14 protein-coding genes are annotated in these 12,764 nt (G+C 64.5%); 8 read left to right on the top strand and 6 right to left on the bottom strand.

Annotated features, from left to right (window positions below):
- Positions 1-13 precede the first annotated feature (13 nt).
- From RQI28_RS13730 to folC, 5 genes are all read right to left on the bottom strand, one after another.
- A complete protein-coding gene (locus RQI28_RS13730) occupies positions 14-1,231 on the bottom strand; it encodes an O-succinylhomoserine sulfhydrylase (RefSeq protein WP_311223912.1) in 1,218 nt (405 codons plus the stop codon).
- A gap of 54 nt (positions 1,232-1,285) precedes the next feature.
- Positions 1,286-2,794, bottom strand: coding sequence for an amidophosphoribosyltransferase (purF, locus tag RQI28_RS13725; RefSeq protein ID WP_311223913.1), 1,509 nt, complete (start codon positions 2,792-2,794; stop codon positions 1,286-1,288).
- 76 nt (positions 2,795-2,870) lie between these two features.
- Positions 2,871-3,359 carry a CvpA family protein gene (locus RQI28_RS13720; RefSeq protein ID WP_311223997.1) on the bottom strand — a complete coding sequence of 163 codons (489 nt, stop codon included), beginning with the start codon at positions 3,357-3,359 and terminating at the stop codon, positions 2,871-2,873.
- 39 nt (positions 3,360-3,398) lie between these two features.
- Positions 3,399-4,271: an SPOR domain-containing protein gene (locus tag RQI28_RS13715; RefSeq protein ID WP_311223914.1), complete on the bottom strand. Its 873-nt coding sequence runs from the start codon at positions 4,269-4,271 to the stop codon at positions 3,399-3,401.
- Between the two features lie 14 nt (positions 4,272-4,285).
- Complete coding sequence (gene folC / locus RQI28_RS13710) at positions 4,286-5,611, bottom strand: bifunctional tetrahydrofolate synthase/dihydrofolate synthase (protein ID WP_311223915.1); 1,326 nt, start codon at positions 5,609-5,611, stop codon at positions 4,286-4,288.
- Between the two features lie 47 nt (positions 5,612-5,658).
- Here folC and RQI28_RS13705 point away from each other — a divergent pair, with 47 nt between their 5' ends.
- The 6 genes from RQI28_RS13705 to RQI28_RS13680 all read left to right on the top strand — a co-directional run bounded on the left by RQI28_RS13705 (position 5,659) and on the right by RQI28_RS13680 (position 10,271).
- On the top strand, positions 5,659-6,045 hold the full coding sequence (locus RQI28_RS13705; RefSeq protein WP_311223916.1) for an ArsC family reductase: 387 nt from the start codon (positions 5,659-5,661) through the stop codon (positions 6,043-6,045).
- A 136-nt stretch (positions 6,046-6,181) separates the two neighbouring features.
- A complete protein-coding gene (locus RQI28_RS13700) occupies positions 6,182-6,817 on the top strand; it encodes a glycine zipper 2TM domain-containing protein (protein ID WP_311223917.1) in 636 nt (211 codons plus the stop codon).
- 154 nt (positions 6,818-6,971) lie between these two features.
- Positions 6,972-7,289 (top strand): pyrimidine/purine nucleoside phosphorylase, encoded by a 318-nt coding sequence (locus RQI28_RS13695; RefSeq protein ID WP_311223918.1) that lies wholly within the window; start codon positions 6,972-6,974, stop codon positions 7,287-7,289.
- 26 nt (positions 7,290-7,315) lie between these two features.
- Complete coding sequence (argG, locus tag RQI28_RS13690; protein WP_311223919.1) at positions 7,316-8,659, top strand: argininosuccinate synthase; 1,344 nt, start codon at positions 7,316-7,318, stop codon at positions 8,657-8,659.
- 152 nt (positions 8,660-8,811) lie between these two features.
- The gene (sigJ, locus tag RQI28_RS13685) at positions 8,812-9,699 is read left to right on the top strand and encodes an RNA polymerase sigma factor SigJ (protein WP_311223920.1); all 888 of its coding nucleotides are present in this window, start codon (positions 8,812-8,814) and stop codon (positions 9,697-9,699) included.
- A 113-nt stretch (positions 9,700-9,812) separates the two neighbouring features.
- Positions 9,813-10,271: a carboxymuconolactone decarboxylase family protein gene (locus tag RQI28_RS13680; protein ID WP_311223921.1), complete on the top strand. Its 459-nt coding sequence runs from the start codon at positions 9,813-9,815 to the stop codon at positions 10,269-10,271.
- A gap of 138 nt (positions 10,272-10,409) precedes the next feature.
- Here RQI28_RS13680 and murB read toward each other — a convergent pair whose 3' ends face one another.
- Positions 10,410-11,483, bottom strand: coding sequence for a UDP-N-acetylmuramate dehydrogenase (gene murB, locus RQI28_RS13675; RefSeq protein WP_311223922.1), 1,074 nt, complete (start codon positions 11,481-11,483; stop codon positions 10,410-10,412).
- Between the two features lie 65 nt (positions 11,484-11,548).
- Here murB and RQI28_RS13670 point away from each other — a divergent pair, with 65 nt between their 5' ends.
- Together RQI28_RS13670 and RQI28_RS13665 are read left to right on the top strand one after the other, a co-directional pair.
- Positions 11,549-12,034, top strand: coding sequence for a YajQ family cyclic di-GMP-binding protein (locus tag RQI28_RS13670; RefSeq protein ID WP_311223923.1), 486 nt, complete (start codon positions 11,549-11,551; stop codon positions 12,032-12,034).
- A gap of 93 nt (positions 12,035-12,127) precedes the next feature.
- The gene (locus RQI28_RS13665; RefSeq protein WP_311223924.1) at positions 12,128-12,763 is read left to right on the top strand and encodes a retropepsin-like aspartic protease; all 636 of its coding nucleotides are present in this window, start codon (positions 12,128-12,130) and stop codon (positions 12,761-12,763) included.
- The last annotated feature ends 1 nt before the right edge of the window (position 12,764 follow it).

The following is a 12,764-nucleotide window of genomic DNA, read 5'->3' as shown; positions in this document are numbered from 1 at the left end:
TGGGGAAGGTTCATTACAGGGTGTCGAGGCCACGGGCGAGGTCGGCCTTCAGATCGTGGATGTGCTCCAGTCCGACGGCCACGCGAATCAGACCTTGGGTGATTCCCGCTGCCTGCCGCTGGTCTTCCGTCAAACGTCCGTGGGACGTACTGGCCGGGTGCGTAATGGTGGTTTTCGTATCACCCAAATTGGCCGTGATGCTGCACACGCGCGTGCTGTCTAACACGTGAAATGCGCCTGCGCGAGCTGCGTTGAAGTCTGCGCCCGTTTTTACGGCGAATGACAGAACCGCGCCGCCCAGCCCCGACTGTTGGCGCATGGCCAGAGCGTGCTGCGGATGCGAAGCCAGGCCGGGGTAGTACACGCGTGCGACCTGGGCATGGGTTTCCAGCCAGGTAGCGAGTTGCAGCGCATTGGCGCTCTGCGCCTTGACGCGCAGCGACAGAGTCTCCAGCCCCTTAAGCACTACCCAGGCGTTGAAGGGCGACAGGTTCATGCCGGCGCTGCGAATCAGCGGCCCCAGCTTGTCTTCGATCAGTGCACGCGAACCACACACCGCGCCGGCCATGACACGGCCCTGTCCATCCAGGAATTTGGTGCCGGAATGAATCACCAGATCTGCACCGAACCGCGCCGGCTGTTGTAGTGCGGGTGACGCAAAGCAGTTGTCCACGGCAAGCAGCACGCCCGCCGCATGGGCGATGTCCGCCAGCGCCTGGATGTCGCACAAATCCGTCAGCGGATTGGTCGGGGTCTCCGCAAACATCAGACGCGTTTCCGGCCGGAGCGCGGCCTTCCAGGCGGCCGCGTCGGTCTGCGGAACGAAGGTGGTCTGCACGCCGAACTTTGACAGCTCACCACCGATCAGCTTGATGGTCGAGCCGAACATGGACTGCGAGCACACCACGTGATCGCCGGACTTCAAAAGTGCCAGGCACATCAGCAAGATGGCCGACATGCCCGTCGCCGTTGCGATCGCGGCCTCGGTTCCCTCCATGGCGGCCAGCCGGCGCTCAAAGCTGGTCACTGTAGGATTCGACGTGCGGGTGTAGGTATACCCAGCCTCTCCACCGGCGAATCGGCGTGCAGCGGTGGCGGCATCGGGCTGCACAAAACTGCTGCTCAGATACAGCGCTTCAGAATGCTCGCCGTAGACGCTGCGTGGAATGGCTTCACGCACGGCCAAGGTGTCAGGGTGCAGGCCCGGGGGCAGGATGGATCGATCAATCATGGCGTGGGCTTCTCAGAATGGCGTTGAAGACGGGCGCGCTGTCGCCTCCGCGCATCAGGCATGTTGCGCGTTTGGCAATGCCAGGCGCGACGTGTCTTCCTCATGCTGCTCTTCCATGCCAGCACGGCCTTCGTTCAGCCGGGCAATGTCCTGGGCGGTGATGTCGCCCGTCACGTACACGCCGTCAAAGCACGATGCATCGAAACCTTCGATGGCGAGGTTCAACGAACCTACGGCCCGTTTCATTGCATTGACGTCTTGGTAAATGAGCGCATCGCAACCGATCGACTCGCGCACCTCGTCCACCGTGCGGCCATGAGCTACCAATTCGCTGCTGGTCGGCATGTCGATGCCGTACACGTTGGGATAGCGCACCGGAGGTGCGGCGCTGGCGAGGTACACCTTCCGGGCCCCGGCATCGCGAGCCATCTGTACGATCTCGCGCGACGTGGTGCCGCGGACGATGGAGTCGTCCACCAGCAGCACATTGCGGCCCTTGAATTCGCTGGCGATGACATTCAGCTTCTGGCGCACGGACTTCTTGCGCACGCCCTGCCCCGGCATGATGAAAGTACGGCCCACATAGCGGTTCTTCACGAAACCTTCGCGGTATGGAATGCCCAGCAGATGCGCCAGTTGCGTCGCACTCGGGCGGCTCGACTCTGGAATGGGAATGATCACGTCGATTTCGCTCGGAGGCACGGTGGAGATCACCCGCTTGGCCAGCGATTCGCCCAGATTCAAACGCGCCTGGTACACCGAGATACCGTCCAGCACCGAATCGGGACGTGCCAAATACACGAACTCGAAGATGCAAGGGTTCAATTGGGGCGACTCTGCACATTGGCGCGCATGCACCACGCCATCCTGGGTGATAAAGACCGCTTCACCCGGCTGCACATCGCGCTCGAACACGTGGTTGGTGCCCTCCAACGCCACCGACTCGCTGCCGACCATCACCGTGCCGTCGGCACTGCGGCCCATGCAAAGCGGGCGGATGCCGTGCGGATCACGGAACGCTAGTAGACCGTGTCCAGCAATCAGCGCAATCACGGCGTACGAGCCCTTGACGCGCTTGTGCACCGCACGCACGGCGGCGAACACATCGTCGACCTGCAGCGGCACACCGCGCGAGGCTCGTTCCAGTTCGTGCGCAAACACGTTCAGCAGCACCTCGGAATCGCTGTCCGTATTGGTGTGTCGGTGGTCCGTGGAGAACAACTCGGCGCGCAACTCCTGCGCGTTGGTAAGGTTGCCGTTGTGCACCAGCACCAAGCCGAATGGCGCATTCACATAAAAAGGCTGCGCCTCTTCTTCACTGTAAGCATTACCTGCCGTGGGATAGCGCACCTGCCCCAGCCCGACGGGCCCAGGCAGCGCCCGCATGTTGCGCGTACGAAACACGTCTCGCACCATGCCCTTGGCTTTGTGCATGAAGAACTTGCGCCCATCCTGGGTCACGATGCCCGCAGCATCCTGCCCACGATGCTGCAGCAGCAGCAAGGCGTCATAGATCAGTTGGTTGACGGGAGCTGCGCTGACCACGCCGACGATTCCACACATATTTGCGTTCCATTGATAGGCGGGACACTCCCGCCGAAAAACCAGCCATCAGCCGCACACCACGGCAACCAACCGGTCAAGAAGGCAGATGCCTTGCAAACTCTTCTGGCACCACCGGCTTGAGCCATGTGAGCACCTCATGCAACATGGGGGCCGTAATCGATGTTTTCCACCAATCGGCCTCGTGCAGTGGCGTCCACCCAGCGACCAACGCCACCACCAGCAGCACGATCACACCACGCAGCAGCCCGAATACTGCGCCCAGCGCACGATCCGCTGGCCGCAGCCCCACCGCATCGACCATCTTCTTGGTCAGCCATGCAAGGAAGCCGAAGAAAAACACGGCACCGATAAATACCAGCACGAAACCCGCCGCATGGCGCAGAGCACTCTGCGTGTCGCCCATCGGCAACCAGGCCCCCACGTCACTGGCAAACCACTGTGCGGCAATGAAAGCTGCCACCCAGCCCGCCAATGACACCAACTCGAATACCAACCCTCGCCAGGCGCCAATCAACAGCGACCCAGCCAGCACGGTGAGAAAAACCCAGTCCAGCGCACCCAGGTGCCAACCTGCGTCCAACGTCCCGGCGTCCATGAGCAGCTACAGCGTGAGCACGGAAGCAGACAAGCCCAGCGCCTTGATACGGCCTGCGGCCTTGTCAGCGTCCGGGCGGTTTGCGAAAGGACCCGCGCGAACCCGTGTGCGCTTGCCGTCCTTGGTGTCCACCACTTGCATATAAGTCTTCAGGCCAGCACGCTCCAGCTTGGAACGCGCCTCGCGGGCCTTGTCTGCATCCGCAAAGGCGCCCACCTGCACAATGAAACGGGCCTCTTCGTCTGCCTTGGGCGCTGCGGTTGCAGGCTGAGTCTGCTGAGCAACGGCCGTGCGGCCTTCCAAAAGTGCGCGTGCGCGCGCAGCATCGTCATTGCGCACGGGCTTAGCAGGCTCGGCTGCAGCGGCCGGTTTGGTGTCGGCACGCGCTTCATGCCGGGCCTCAGGTTTGGCCTCAGGCTTGTGATCGGAACGCACGGCAGCGTTCGCCTCTGTCCGCGAAGCTGCAGTAACAGGTGCCGAAGGCTTGGATTCGTTGCGGGACGCCACCACCTCCTCCCCGGCATCCAGACCGGCGGAGCTGCCGCCAGTCAAGGAGCCGGATGCCTGTGCAGCAGGTTGTGCTTCTGCCGCAACAGGCGCCTTGGCAGTATCGGGGACCACCAGCGGTGCAACCTTGTTGCGATCAGGAATCTCGATAGGGATATCGACCGCGACCGGGCGGGGTTGCGTGTCGAACAGCATGGGAAAGCCGATGATGCCGATCAGTACCAAAACGGCCGCGCCAATAAGCCGGTGCCGGGCACGCCGGCGCATGACGTCGATGCTCTCTGCATGCGCGTTGCTGCGTGATCGCCGGGTGGGCTTGGCGTTGTCGCCCTGCGCTTTCTGGCCGGGCCAACGGAACTTGAAAAATGCCATGGAATGCGGACCCGTTATGCGCCGAGATGCTTGGCCTGCAGACGCGGCGTTCCATTGTGAAGAACGCCGCCAACGGTGTAGAACGAGCCAAAGACCACGATTCTATCAGTGGGTTCCGCAGCATCCACCGCAGCCTGCAGGGCCTGCACCGGATCGGCGTGCAGGCTGGTGGCGACCTGCCGGCGCCCGCCCGCCACGATCTGCAGCGCATTCCATTTCTGCTGCAAGCCGGCGGCGGTTTCTGCGCGCGGCGTGGGCAAATCGGTGAAGTACCACCGGTCGATCAGCGGGCCCACCTTGGCCAGCATGGTCGCCAGTTCCTTGTCTGCCATGGCGCCGAAAACGGCATGGGTCGTGGGAAAAAATCCCATCGCATCCAGATTGGCCGTCAATGCAGCCACCGAATGCGGGTTGTGCGCCACGTCCAACACCAGCGTGGGCTGGCCAGGCACGATCTGGAAGCGGCCGGGCAATTCGACCATGGCCAGCCCGGTGCGCACCGATTGGGCAGTGATGGGAAGCTTGTCGCGCACGGCTTCCAGGGCAGCCAGCGCTCCACTCGCATTCACCAGCTGATTGGCACCACGCAAGGCCGGATAGGCCAGGCCCGCATACCGCCTGCCCCGGCCCGCCCACGACCATTGCTGCTTGTCGCCGGAGACATTGAAGTCTTGCCCGAACCGCCACAGATCGGCTCCGATCTCGGCGGCATGGTCGATCACGCTTTGGGGCGCCATGGGGTCGCTGACCACCACGGGGCGGCCCGGCCGCATGATGCCCGCCTTCTCGCGGCCGATGGACTCCCGGTCAGGCCCCAAAAATTCAACGTGATCGATATCGATGCTGGTGATGACCGCGCAGTCCGCATCCACCACGTTGGTTGCGTCCAGGCGGCCGCCCAGTCCCACTTCCAGAATTGCCACATCCAGCCGCGCTTGGCTCATCAATCGGAGGATGGCCAGCGTCGTAAATTCGAAGTAGGTGAGCGACACGGCGTCACTGCCTTCAGTGCGTGCCTTCTCAACGGCCTCGAAATGGGGAACCAGTTCGGCAGCCGCAACGATCTCGCCATGGACGCGGCAGCGCTCTTCAAAATGCACCAGGTGCGGCGATGTGTATACGCCGGGCCGATAACCGGCCTGCAGGGCGACCGCCTCCAGCATGGCGCAGGTAGAGCCCTTGCCATTGGTGCCGGCCACGGTGATCACCGGGCAGTCGAAGCGCAAGGCCATACGCCGAGCCACTTCGCGGACGCGATCCAGCCCCATGTCGATGTTTTTGGGGTGTAGCCGCTCGCAATGAGCCAGCCAGTCGGCCAGGGTCAGTAGTGGGGTGTTCATACAGCCGCGAATTGTCGCCGACGCGCGCATGAGGGATGATTCATGCCATGAGTACCCCTGCGATCACCCTCTACGGAATCCCTAACTGCGACACCGTCAAAAAGGCGCGTGCCTGGCTCGCCGACCAAGGCGTGCACTACCGCTTTCATGATTTCAAGAAGCAAGGCGTGCCGGCTGACCGGCTGGGGGGTTGGGTTGCCGCCGTCGGCTGGGAACGCCTGGTCAACCGCCAGGGCACGACGTGGCGCAAGCTCGACGCGGCCAGTCAGGCTGCCGTGCAGGACGCCGCCAGCGCCAGCGCGTTGATGCAGGCAAACGCATCGGTCATCAAACGCCCCGTCGTGGAATGGGCCGGTGCTGCGGATCAGCAGGTGTCCGTCGGTTTTGACGCGACCGCGTGGAACGAACAGCTGCCGGCGCGCTCCAACGGCTGATTGCAGGCATTGCTTTCCCACATCGGCACAAAACTTTACGCAGTTTTACGCCACCCGCTCAATCGCTCGACGGTGCCTGCCTAAACTTTTTCCCTGAGTGGTGCGTTGTACACCGACCGAAAGGAGCTTCTCCATCATGAAAAAGATCATCGTCCTTGCAGCCCTTGCCGCCCTGGCGGCAGGCGCCAGCGCCCAGGAGCAGGGCCGCGTGCTTTCCGCCACGCCTATCACCGAGCAGGTCGCCGTGCCGCAGCAGGTCTGCGGCAATGAAACGATTTATTCCGAGCAGCGCCCGAGCGGTGCGGGCGCCTTGCTGGGTGCGATCGCCGGTGGCGCGGCCGGCAACGCGATTGGCGGCGGCAGCGGCCGTGCTGCGGCCACGGCGCTGGGCGTGATTGGTGGTGCGGTGCTGGGCAACAACGTGGAAGGCACGCGCGGCGGCTATCAGAACGTGCAGCGGTGCAGCACGCAGACGTATTACGAGAACCGCGCCGTGGGCTACAACGTGGTCTATGAATACGCGGGCCGCCAGTACAACACCCGTACGCAGAATGACCCGGGCGCCTGGATTCCGCTGAACGTGCAGCCCGCCGTGCAGGGCATGACCAGCTACCCACAAGGCGGCGGCTATGTGCAGCCCGGCGTGGTGGTATCGACCCAGCCCGGCCCAGTGGCTTATGTGCAGCAGCCGCCACCGGTGGTGATCGAATACCACGACGCCTACGGCCGGCCCTACTACGGCCCTCGCCACCGCGATCCTTACTGGCGCTGATACCGGGCGGCAACCGTGCCGACCGAACCGCCTCAGTTGCATCAAGGAGCCTTTCCAGGCTCCTTTTTTCATGCTGGCACCGGGCTCGGGCATGGCGCTGACGCATCGCACGCCTAAAATCGCCGGTTTGTCTCCCTCCTCTTCCTCCGCATCCATGACCACCGAAAAAATCGACGGCGTGTCCGTCACCACCCAGGCCAACGTGTATTTCGACGGCAAGTGCGTGAGCCACAACATCACGTTCCCGGACGGCACGAAGAAATCGGTGGGTGTGATCCTGCCCGCCACGCTGACTTTCAACACCGGCGCGCCCGAGATCATGGAAGGCGTGGGCGGCGACTGCGAATACAAGCTCGATGGCACCGATGCCTGGGTGAAGTCCGCGGCGGGCGAAAAGTTCAGCGTGCCCGGCAACTCGAAGTTCGAGATCCGCGTCACCACCGCCTACCACTACATCTGCCACTTCGGCTGAGCCACAAGAAGAAAGCCCTGACCGACATGGCCACCATCCTCCAGAACCTGCCCCTGAACCAGAAGGTTGGCATCGCCTTCTCCGGCGGCCTCGACACCAGCGCCGCACTGCGCTGGATGAAGAACAAGGGCGCCCTGCCCTACGCCTACACCGCCAACCTGGGCCAGCCCGACGAGCCCGACTACGACGCCATCCCCGCCAAGGCGATGGAATACGGCGCCGAAAAGGCCCGCCTGGTCGACTGCCGCACGCAACTGGCGCACGAAGGAATTGCCGCGCTGCAGGCCGGCGCCTTCCACATCAGCACGGCCGGCGTCACCTACTTCAACACCACGCCACTGGGCCGCGCCGTCACCGGCACCATGCTGGTGGCCGCCATGAAGGAAGACGACGTCCACATCTGGGGCGACGGCTCGACCTTCAAGGGCAACGACATCGAGCGCTTTTACCGCTACGGTCTGCTCACCAACCCTTCGCTCAAGATCTACAAGCCCTGGCTGGACCAGCTGTTCATCGACGAGCTGGGCGGCCGCGCCGAAATGTCGGCCTTCATGACGAAGGAAGGCTTCGGCTACAAGATGAGCGCCGAGAAGGCGTACAGCACCGACAGCAACATGCTGGGCGCCACGCATGAAGCGAAGGACCTGGAGTTTTTGAACCAGGGCATCCGCATCGTGAACCCCATCATGGGCGTCGCGTTCTGGAAGGACGACGTGCAGGTGAAGTCCGAGGAAGTCTCGGTGCGTTTCGAGGAAGGCCAGCCCGTCGCGCTGAACGGCGTCGAATACAACGACCCCGTCGCACTGATCCTGGAAGCCAACCGCATCGGCGGCCGCCACGGCTTGGGGATGAGCGACCAGATCGAAAACCGCATCATCGAAGCCAAGAGCCGCGGCATCTACGAAGCCCCGGGCCTGGCGCTGCTGCACATCGCCTACGAGCGCCTGGTGACCGGCATCCACAACGAAGACACCATCGAGCAGTACCGCATGAACGGACTCAAGCTCGGCCGCCTGCTGTACCAGGGCCGCTGGTTCGACCCGCAGGCCATCATGCTGCGCGAAACTGCCCAGCGCTGGATTGCACGCGCCATCACCGGCACCGTGACGCTGGAGCTGCGCCGCGGCAACGACTATTCGCTGCTGAACACCGAATCGCCCAACCTGACCTACGCGCCCGAGCGCCTGTCGATGGAAAAGGTGGAAGACGCGCCGTTCAGCCCGGCAGACCGCATCGGCCAGCTGACCATGCGCAACCTGGACATCATCGACACGCGCCACAAGCTGGGCGTGTACGCCCAGGCAGGCCTGCTGTCGCTGGGCGGCAATGCAGCGCTGGCGCAGCTGGGTGACGACAGCGACAAGAAATAAGTGCCAAATCGGCCTCTAGCGCTTGGTACATAAGCGCTGGCAGCTATAAATTGAATAGCAACCGCCCCGCCGCAAGGCCGGGCGGTTTTCTTTTGGGCGGCGCATAGGGCGCGACCATGTCACAAAATCACCGTGCCAGCCGTCTTGAGGGTATGAACGCCAACGCCCGCACTGCCATGGACCCGCACACCGCCGCCTTCCAGCAGCACCGCCCCCGCCTGATGGGCGTGGCCTACCGCATGCTGGGCAGCCGCGCCGACGCGCAAGACGTGCTGCAGGACGCCTGGCTGCGCTGGCAGTCCACCGACGCCGATCGCGTGCAGACGGCCCAGGCCTGGCTGGTGACCACCGTCACGCGCCTGTGCGTGGACCGGCTGCGCGCCGCACGCACCGAGCGCGAGCACTACAGCGGCCCCTGGCTGCCCGAGCCGTGGATTGCCGAAGGCACGGCCCCGCCCGCCGATGCGCGGGCCGAGTTGGCGAGCGACCTGTCCATCGCGCTGCTCGTCGTGCTGGAGCGCCTGTCGCCCGACGAGCGTGCCGCCTTCCTGCTGCACGACGTGTTCGACAGCGACTATGCGGAAGTCGCCACCGTGCTGAACCGCAGCGAGGCCGCCTGCCGGCAGCTGGTGCACCGCGCCCGCACCCAAGTGCGGCAAGACAAGGTGCGCTTCACCGCCACGCCCGACGCCGCGCAAGCGCTGCTGCATCGGTTTGTGGACGCCATGCGCGCCCAGAACCACGAGGCCATGCTGTCCCTGTTCGCCGCCGACGCGACCTGGACGCCCGACGGGGGCGGCAAGGTGCCCGCCGCCACCAAGGTGCTGCGCGGCCCGCGCGCGCTCGCCCGGTTCGCCGTCGCCGTGTGGCGCCTGCACCTGCAATACCTCACGCTCGAAGAAGTGCAGATCAACGGCACGCCGGGCCTGGTACTGCGCGAAGGCGCCGTGCCGCGCCTGGCGCTGGCGCTGCAGACCGACGGCACCCAGATCCACGGCGTCTACGCCGTGTTGAACCCGGAAAAGCTGCGCGGGCTGTAGCGCCCGCGCGCCCCTTCCACCACCACCGGCAACTTGTCGCCCGCACCAAGGCGGGCTGTGCCGTGGCCATTCGCTCTCCCAACCGTTTTCTCACCACCACCGAAAGGCACTCCATGTCCAAGCAACGCATCCAACTGCTCAAGAACCACCCCGCACCCACCCAAGCCATGATGGCGCTGGAGAACCAGATCAGCGCCGGCACGCTGCCCATTGGCCTGAAGGAGCTCGTGAAGATGCGCGTCTCGCAAATCAACGGCTGCGCGTTCTGCATCGACCTGCATGTGGGCGTGGCGCGCAAGCATGGCGAGACGGATCGGCGGCTGCATCTGGTGGCCGCCTGGCGCGAGGCCGGTCTGTTCGACGCCCGCGAGCGTGCAGCGCTGGCCTGGGCCGAATCACTGACCCGGCTGGCCCAGACGCAGGACGTGCCCGACAGCCTTTATGACGAAGTGACAGCGCAATTCACCGAAGCGGAAATCGTCGAGCTGACCCTGACCGTGGTGGCGATCAATGGCTGGAACCGGTTTCAGGTGGCGTTCCGCGCCCAGCCGGCAGGCGCTGCGGCCGCGTGACTGAGCGGCCACCTGGCTGAGCCTGCGGCTACTGAAGCAGCAGAATATGAGTCAAATCGGCCTCTAGCGCTTATCCATCAAGCGCAAGCAGCTATAAATTTAATAGCAAATCGCCAATGACGCGAGCAGGTCGCGCCGCTAGACCACCACCGGCTCCGGCTCCAGCCGGATGCCGAAGCGCTCGTACACGCTGGTCTGGATGGCTTTGGCCAGCGTCATCACCTCGCCGCCCGTCACGCTGTCGGCGCCCTGGCCGCGGTTGACCAGCACCAGCGCCTGCTTTTCATAGACGCCGGCCTTGCCCACGCTCTTGCCCTTCCAGCCGCAGGCGTCGATCAACCAGCCGGCCGCCAGCTTGATGGTGCCGTCGGGCATGGGGTAGTGAACGATCTTGGGCTCGCGCGCGATGATGTCCGCGCACTGGTCGGGCGTGACGGTGGGGTTCTTGAAGAAGCTGCCGGCGTTGCCGACCACGGCCGGGTCGGGCAGCTTGGCGCGGCGCACCTCGCACACCCAGTCGAACACCTGGCGCGGCGTGGGCACCTGCACGCCGGCTTCGGCGCGCTTGCGTTCCAGGTCCAGGTAGCCCAGTTCGGGCTTCCAGGCTTTAGGCAGCAAAAAACGCACATGGGTGATGACCGCTCGCCCGGCCAGCCCCATGCCGCGCGGCAACCCGGTTTCGTCGCTGGCCGCTTGCGGCGCGTGCTTGAAGACCGAGTCGCGATAGCCGAACCCGCACTGCTCGGCGGTCAAGGAAAACACCTGGCCCGTTGCCAGGTCGATCGCGTCCAGCGACTCGAAGCGGTCTTGCAACTCCACGCCATAGGCACCGATGTTCTGCACCGGCGACGCGCCCACGGTGCCCGGAATCAGCGCCAGGTTTTCCAGGCCGGGAAAGCCGTGCTCCAGCGTCCAGGCCACCGCGTCGTGCCAGACCTCGCCCGCGCCGGCCTCCACGATCCAGTGCCGGTCGGTTTCTGCCGCCAGGCGCAGGCCCTTGATTTCCATTTTCAGCACGACGGGCTTGACGTCGCCCGTCAGCACGATGTTGCTGCCCCCGCCCAAGACGAACACGGGCTGGCGGCCCAGCACCGGGTCGGCCAGCAGGGCCTGCACGTCCTGCACCGAACGGGCACGCACCAACGTCTGGGCGCGCGCGACGATGCCGAAGGTGTTGCAGGGCTGCAGGGGGGCGTTTTTCTCGACTAACATCGGCCGGATTGTCGCACCCGCCCATGCGTGGGCAGGGTTCTTCCCTAGTTTCCGAGAGTCACGCCATGCCTTCTTTTGATACCGTCTGTGAAGCCAACCTTGTCGAAGTGAAGAACGCTGTGGAGAACACCGCCAAGGAGATCGGCACACGCTTCGATTTCAAGGGCACCTCCGCCGCCATCGAGTTCAAGGACAAGGAAATTACCCTGTTCGGCGACGCCGAATTCCAGCTGCAGCAGGTCGACGACATCCTGCGCAGCAAGCTGACCAAGCGCAATGTGGACGTGCGCTTCCTCGACATCGAGAAGCCGCAGAAGATTGGCGGCGACAAGGTCAAGCAGCTGGTAAAGGTGCGTAACGGCATCGAAAGCGAGCTGGCCAAGAAGATCCAGAAGATCATCAAGGAAAGCAAGCTCAAGGTGCAGGCCGCCATCCAGGAAGAAAAAGTACGCGTCACCGGCACCAAGCGCGACGACCTGCAGGCCGCCATGGCCCTGCTGCGCAAGGAAGTGACCGACATTCCCCTGTCGTTCGACAACTTCCGCGACTAAAGGCACCCCACCTCTTCTCCTCGTGTGCCCCGAATGTCCGACCAACGCCCACCAAGCCTTTGCTGGCCGCCGCATTCGGGACGGTCGGGTGGAATGTCGGCTGCGGTGTGGCTGGGCCTGATGCTGTCGGCCGCACCCTTGGCGGCCAGCGCGCAGGCGGTGGCGCTGAGCGGCATTCTGGGCACGCGTGCACTGCTGGTGGTCGACGGATCGCAACCCCGCGGCGTGGCGCCCGGTGAAACGCACAAGGGCGTGACGGTGGTGTCCGTCGGCCGCGACGATGTGGTGGTCGACGTGGCCGGCCAGCGCCGCACGGTGGTGCTGGGCGCGGCGCCCGTCAGCATCCGCTCGGCCAGCGCGGGCCAGCGCGTGGTGCTGCGATCCGACATGCGGGGCCACTTCATGGGCAGCGGCACCATCAATGGCCGCGTGATGCAGTACATGGTGGATACCGGCGCCACTGCGGTGGCCATCGGCCTGCCCGATGCCGAGCGCATGGGCCTGCCCTTTCGCGCCGGCCAGCCGGTGATGATGAACACCGCCAACGGTGCCACGCAAGGCTGGCGGCTCAAGCTCGACTCGGTGCGCATCGGCGACGTGGAACTGCGCGCTGTCGACGCCGTCGTCACGCCACAGGCCATGCCTTATGTGCTGCTGGGCAACAGCTTTCTTTCCGCGTTCCAGATGACGCGTTTGAACGACGAAATGGTGCTGGAGAGGCGGCGCTGAC

This window comes from Acidovorax sp. WCS2018Noco2-16, assembly GCF_031843945.1.
GTDB lineage: Bacteria > Pseudomonadota > Gammaproteobacteria > Burkholderiales > Burkholderiaceae_C > Paracidovorax.
The sequence above is the reverse complement of the archived record's forward strand: the minus strand, read 5'-3'. Positions and strand labels throughout refer to the sequence as shown.

What these genes read in the sequence shown, in the direction of transcription:
- RQI28_RS13670 (WP_311223923.1), top strand. Translation starts at nt 11,549, where the DNA reads ATGCCTTCTTTTGATACCGTCTGTGAAGCCAACCTTGTCGAAGTGAAG.
- folC (WP_311223915.1), bottom strand. Translation starts at nt 5,611, where the DNA reads ATGAACACCCCACTACTGACCCTGGCCGACTGGCTGGCTCATTGCGAG.
- argG (WP_311223919.1), top strand. Translation starts at nt 7,316, where the DNA reads ATGGCCACCATCCTCCAGAACCTGCCCCTGAACCAGAAGGTTGGCATC.
- RQI28_RS13715 (WP_311223914.1), bottom strand. Translation starts at nt 4,271, where the DNA reads ATGGCATTTTTCAAGTTCCGTTGGCCCGGCCAGAAAGCGCAGGGCGAC.
- RQI28_RS13665 (WP_311223924.1), top strand. Translation starts at nt 12,128, where the DNA reads ATGTCGGCTGCGGTGTGGCTGGGCCTGATGCTGTCGGCCGCACCCTTG.
- RQI28_RS13700 (WP_311223917.1), top strand. Translation starts at nt 6,182, where the DNA reads ATGAAAAAGATCATCGTCCTTGCAGCCCTTGCCGCCCTGGCGGCAGGC.
- RQI28_RS13705 (WP_311223916.1), top strand. Translation starts at nt 5,659, where the DNA reads ATGAGTACCCCTGCGATCACCCTCTACGGAATCCCTAACTGCGACACC.
- purF (WP_311223913.1), bottom strand. Translation starts at nt 2,794, where the DNA reads ATGTGTGGAATCGTCGGCGTGGTCAGCGCAGCTCCCGTCAACCAACTG.
- RQI28_RS13680 (WP_311223921.1), top strand. Translation starts at nt 9,813, where the DNA reads ATGTCCAAGCAACGCATCCAACTGCTCAAGAACCACCCCGCACCCACC.
- sigJ (WP_311223920.1), top strand. Translation starts at nt 8,812, where the DNA reads ATGAACGCCAACGCCCGCACTGCCATGGACCCGCACACCGCCGCCTTC.
- murB (WP_311223922.1), bottom strand. Translation starts at nt 11,483, where the DNA reads ATGTTAGTCGAGAAAAACGCCCCCCTGCAGCCCTGCAACACCTTCGGC.
- RQI28_RS13695 (WP_311223918.1), top strand. Translation starts at nt 6,972, where the DNA reads ATGACCACCGAAAAAATCGACGGCGTGTCCGTCACCACCCAGGCCAAC.
- RQI28_RS13730 (WP_311223912.1), bottom strand. Translation starts at nt 1,231, where the DNA reads ATGATTGATCGATCCATCCTGCCCCCGGGCCTGCACCCTGACACCTTG.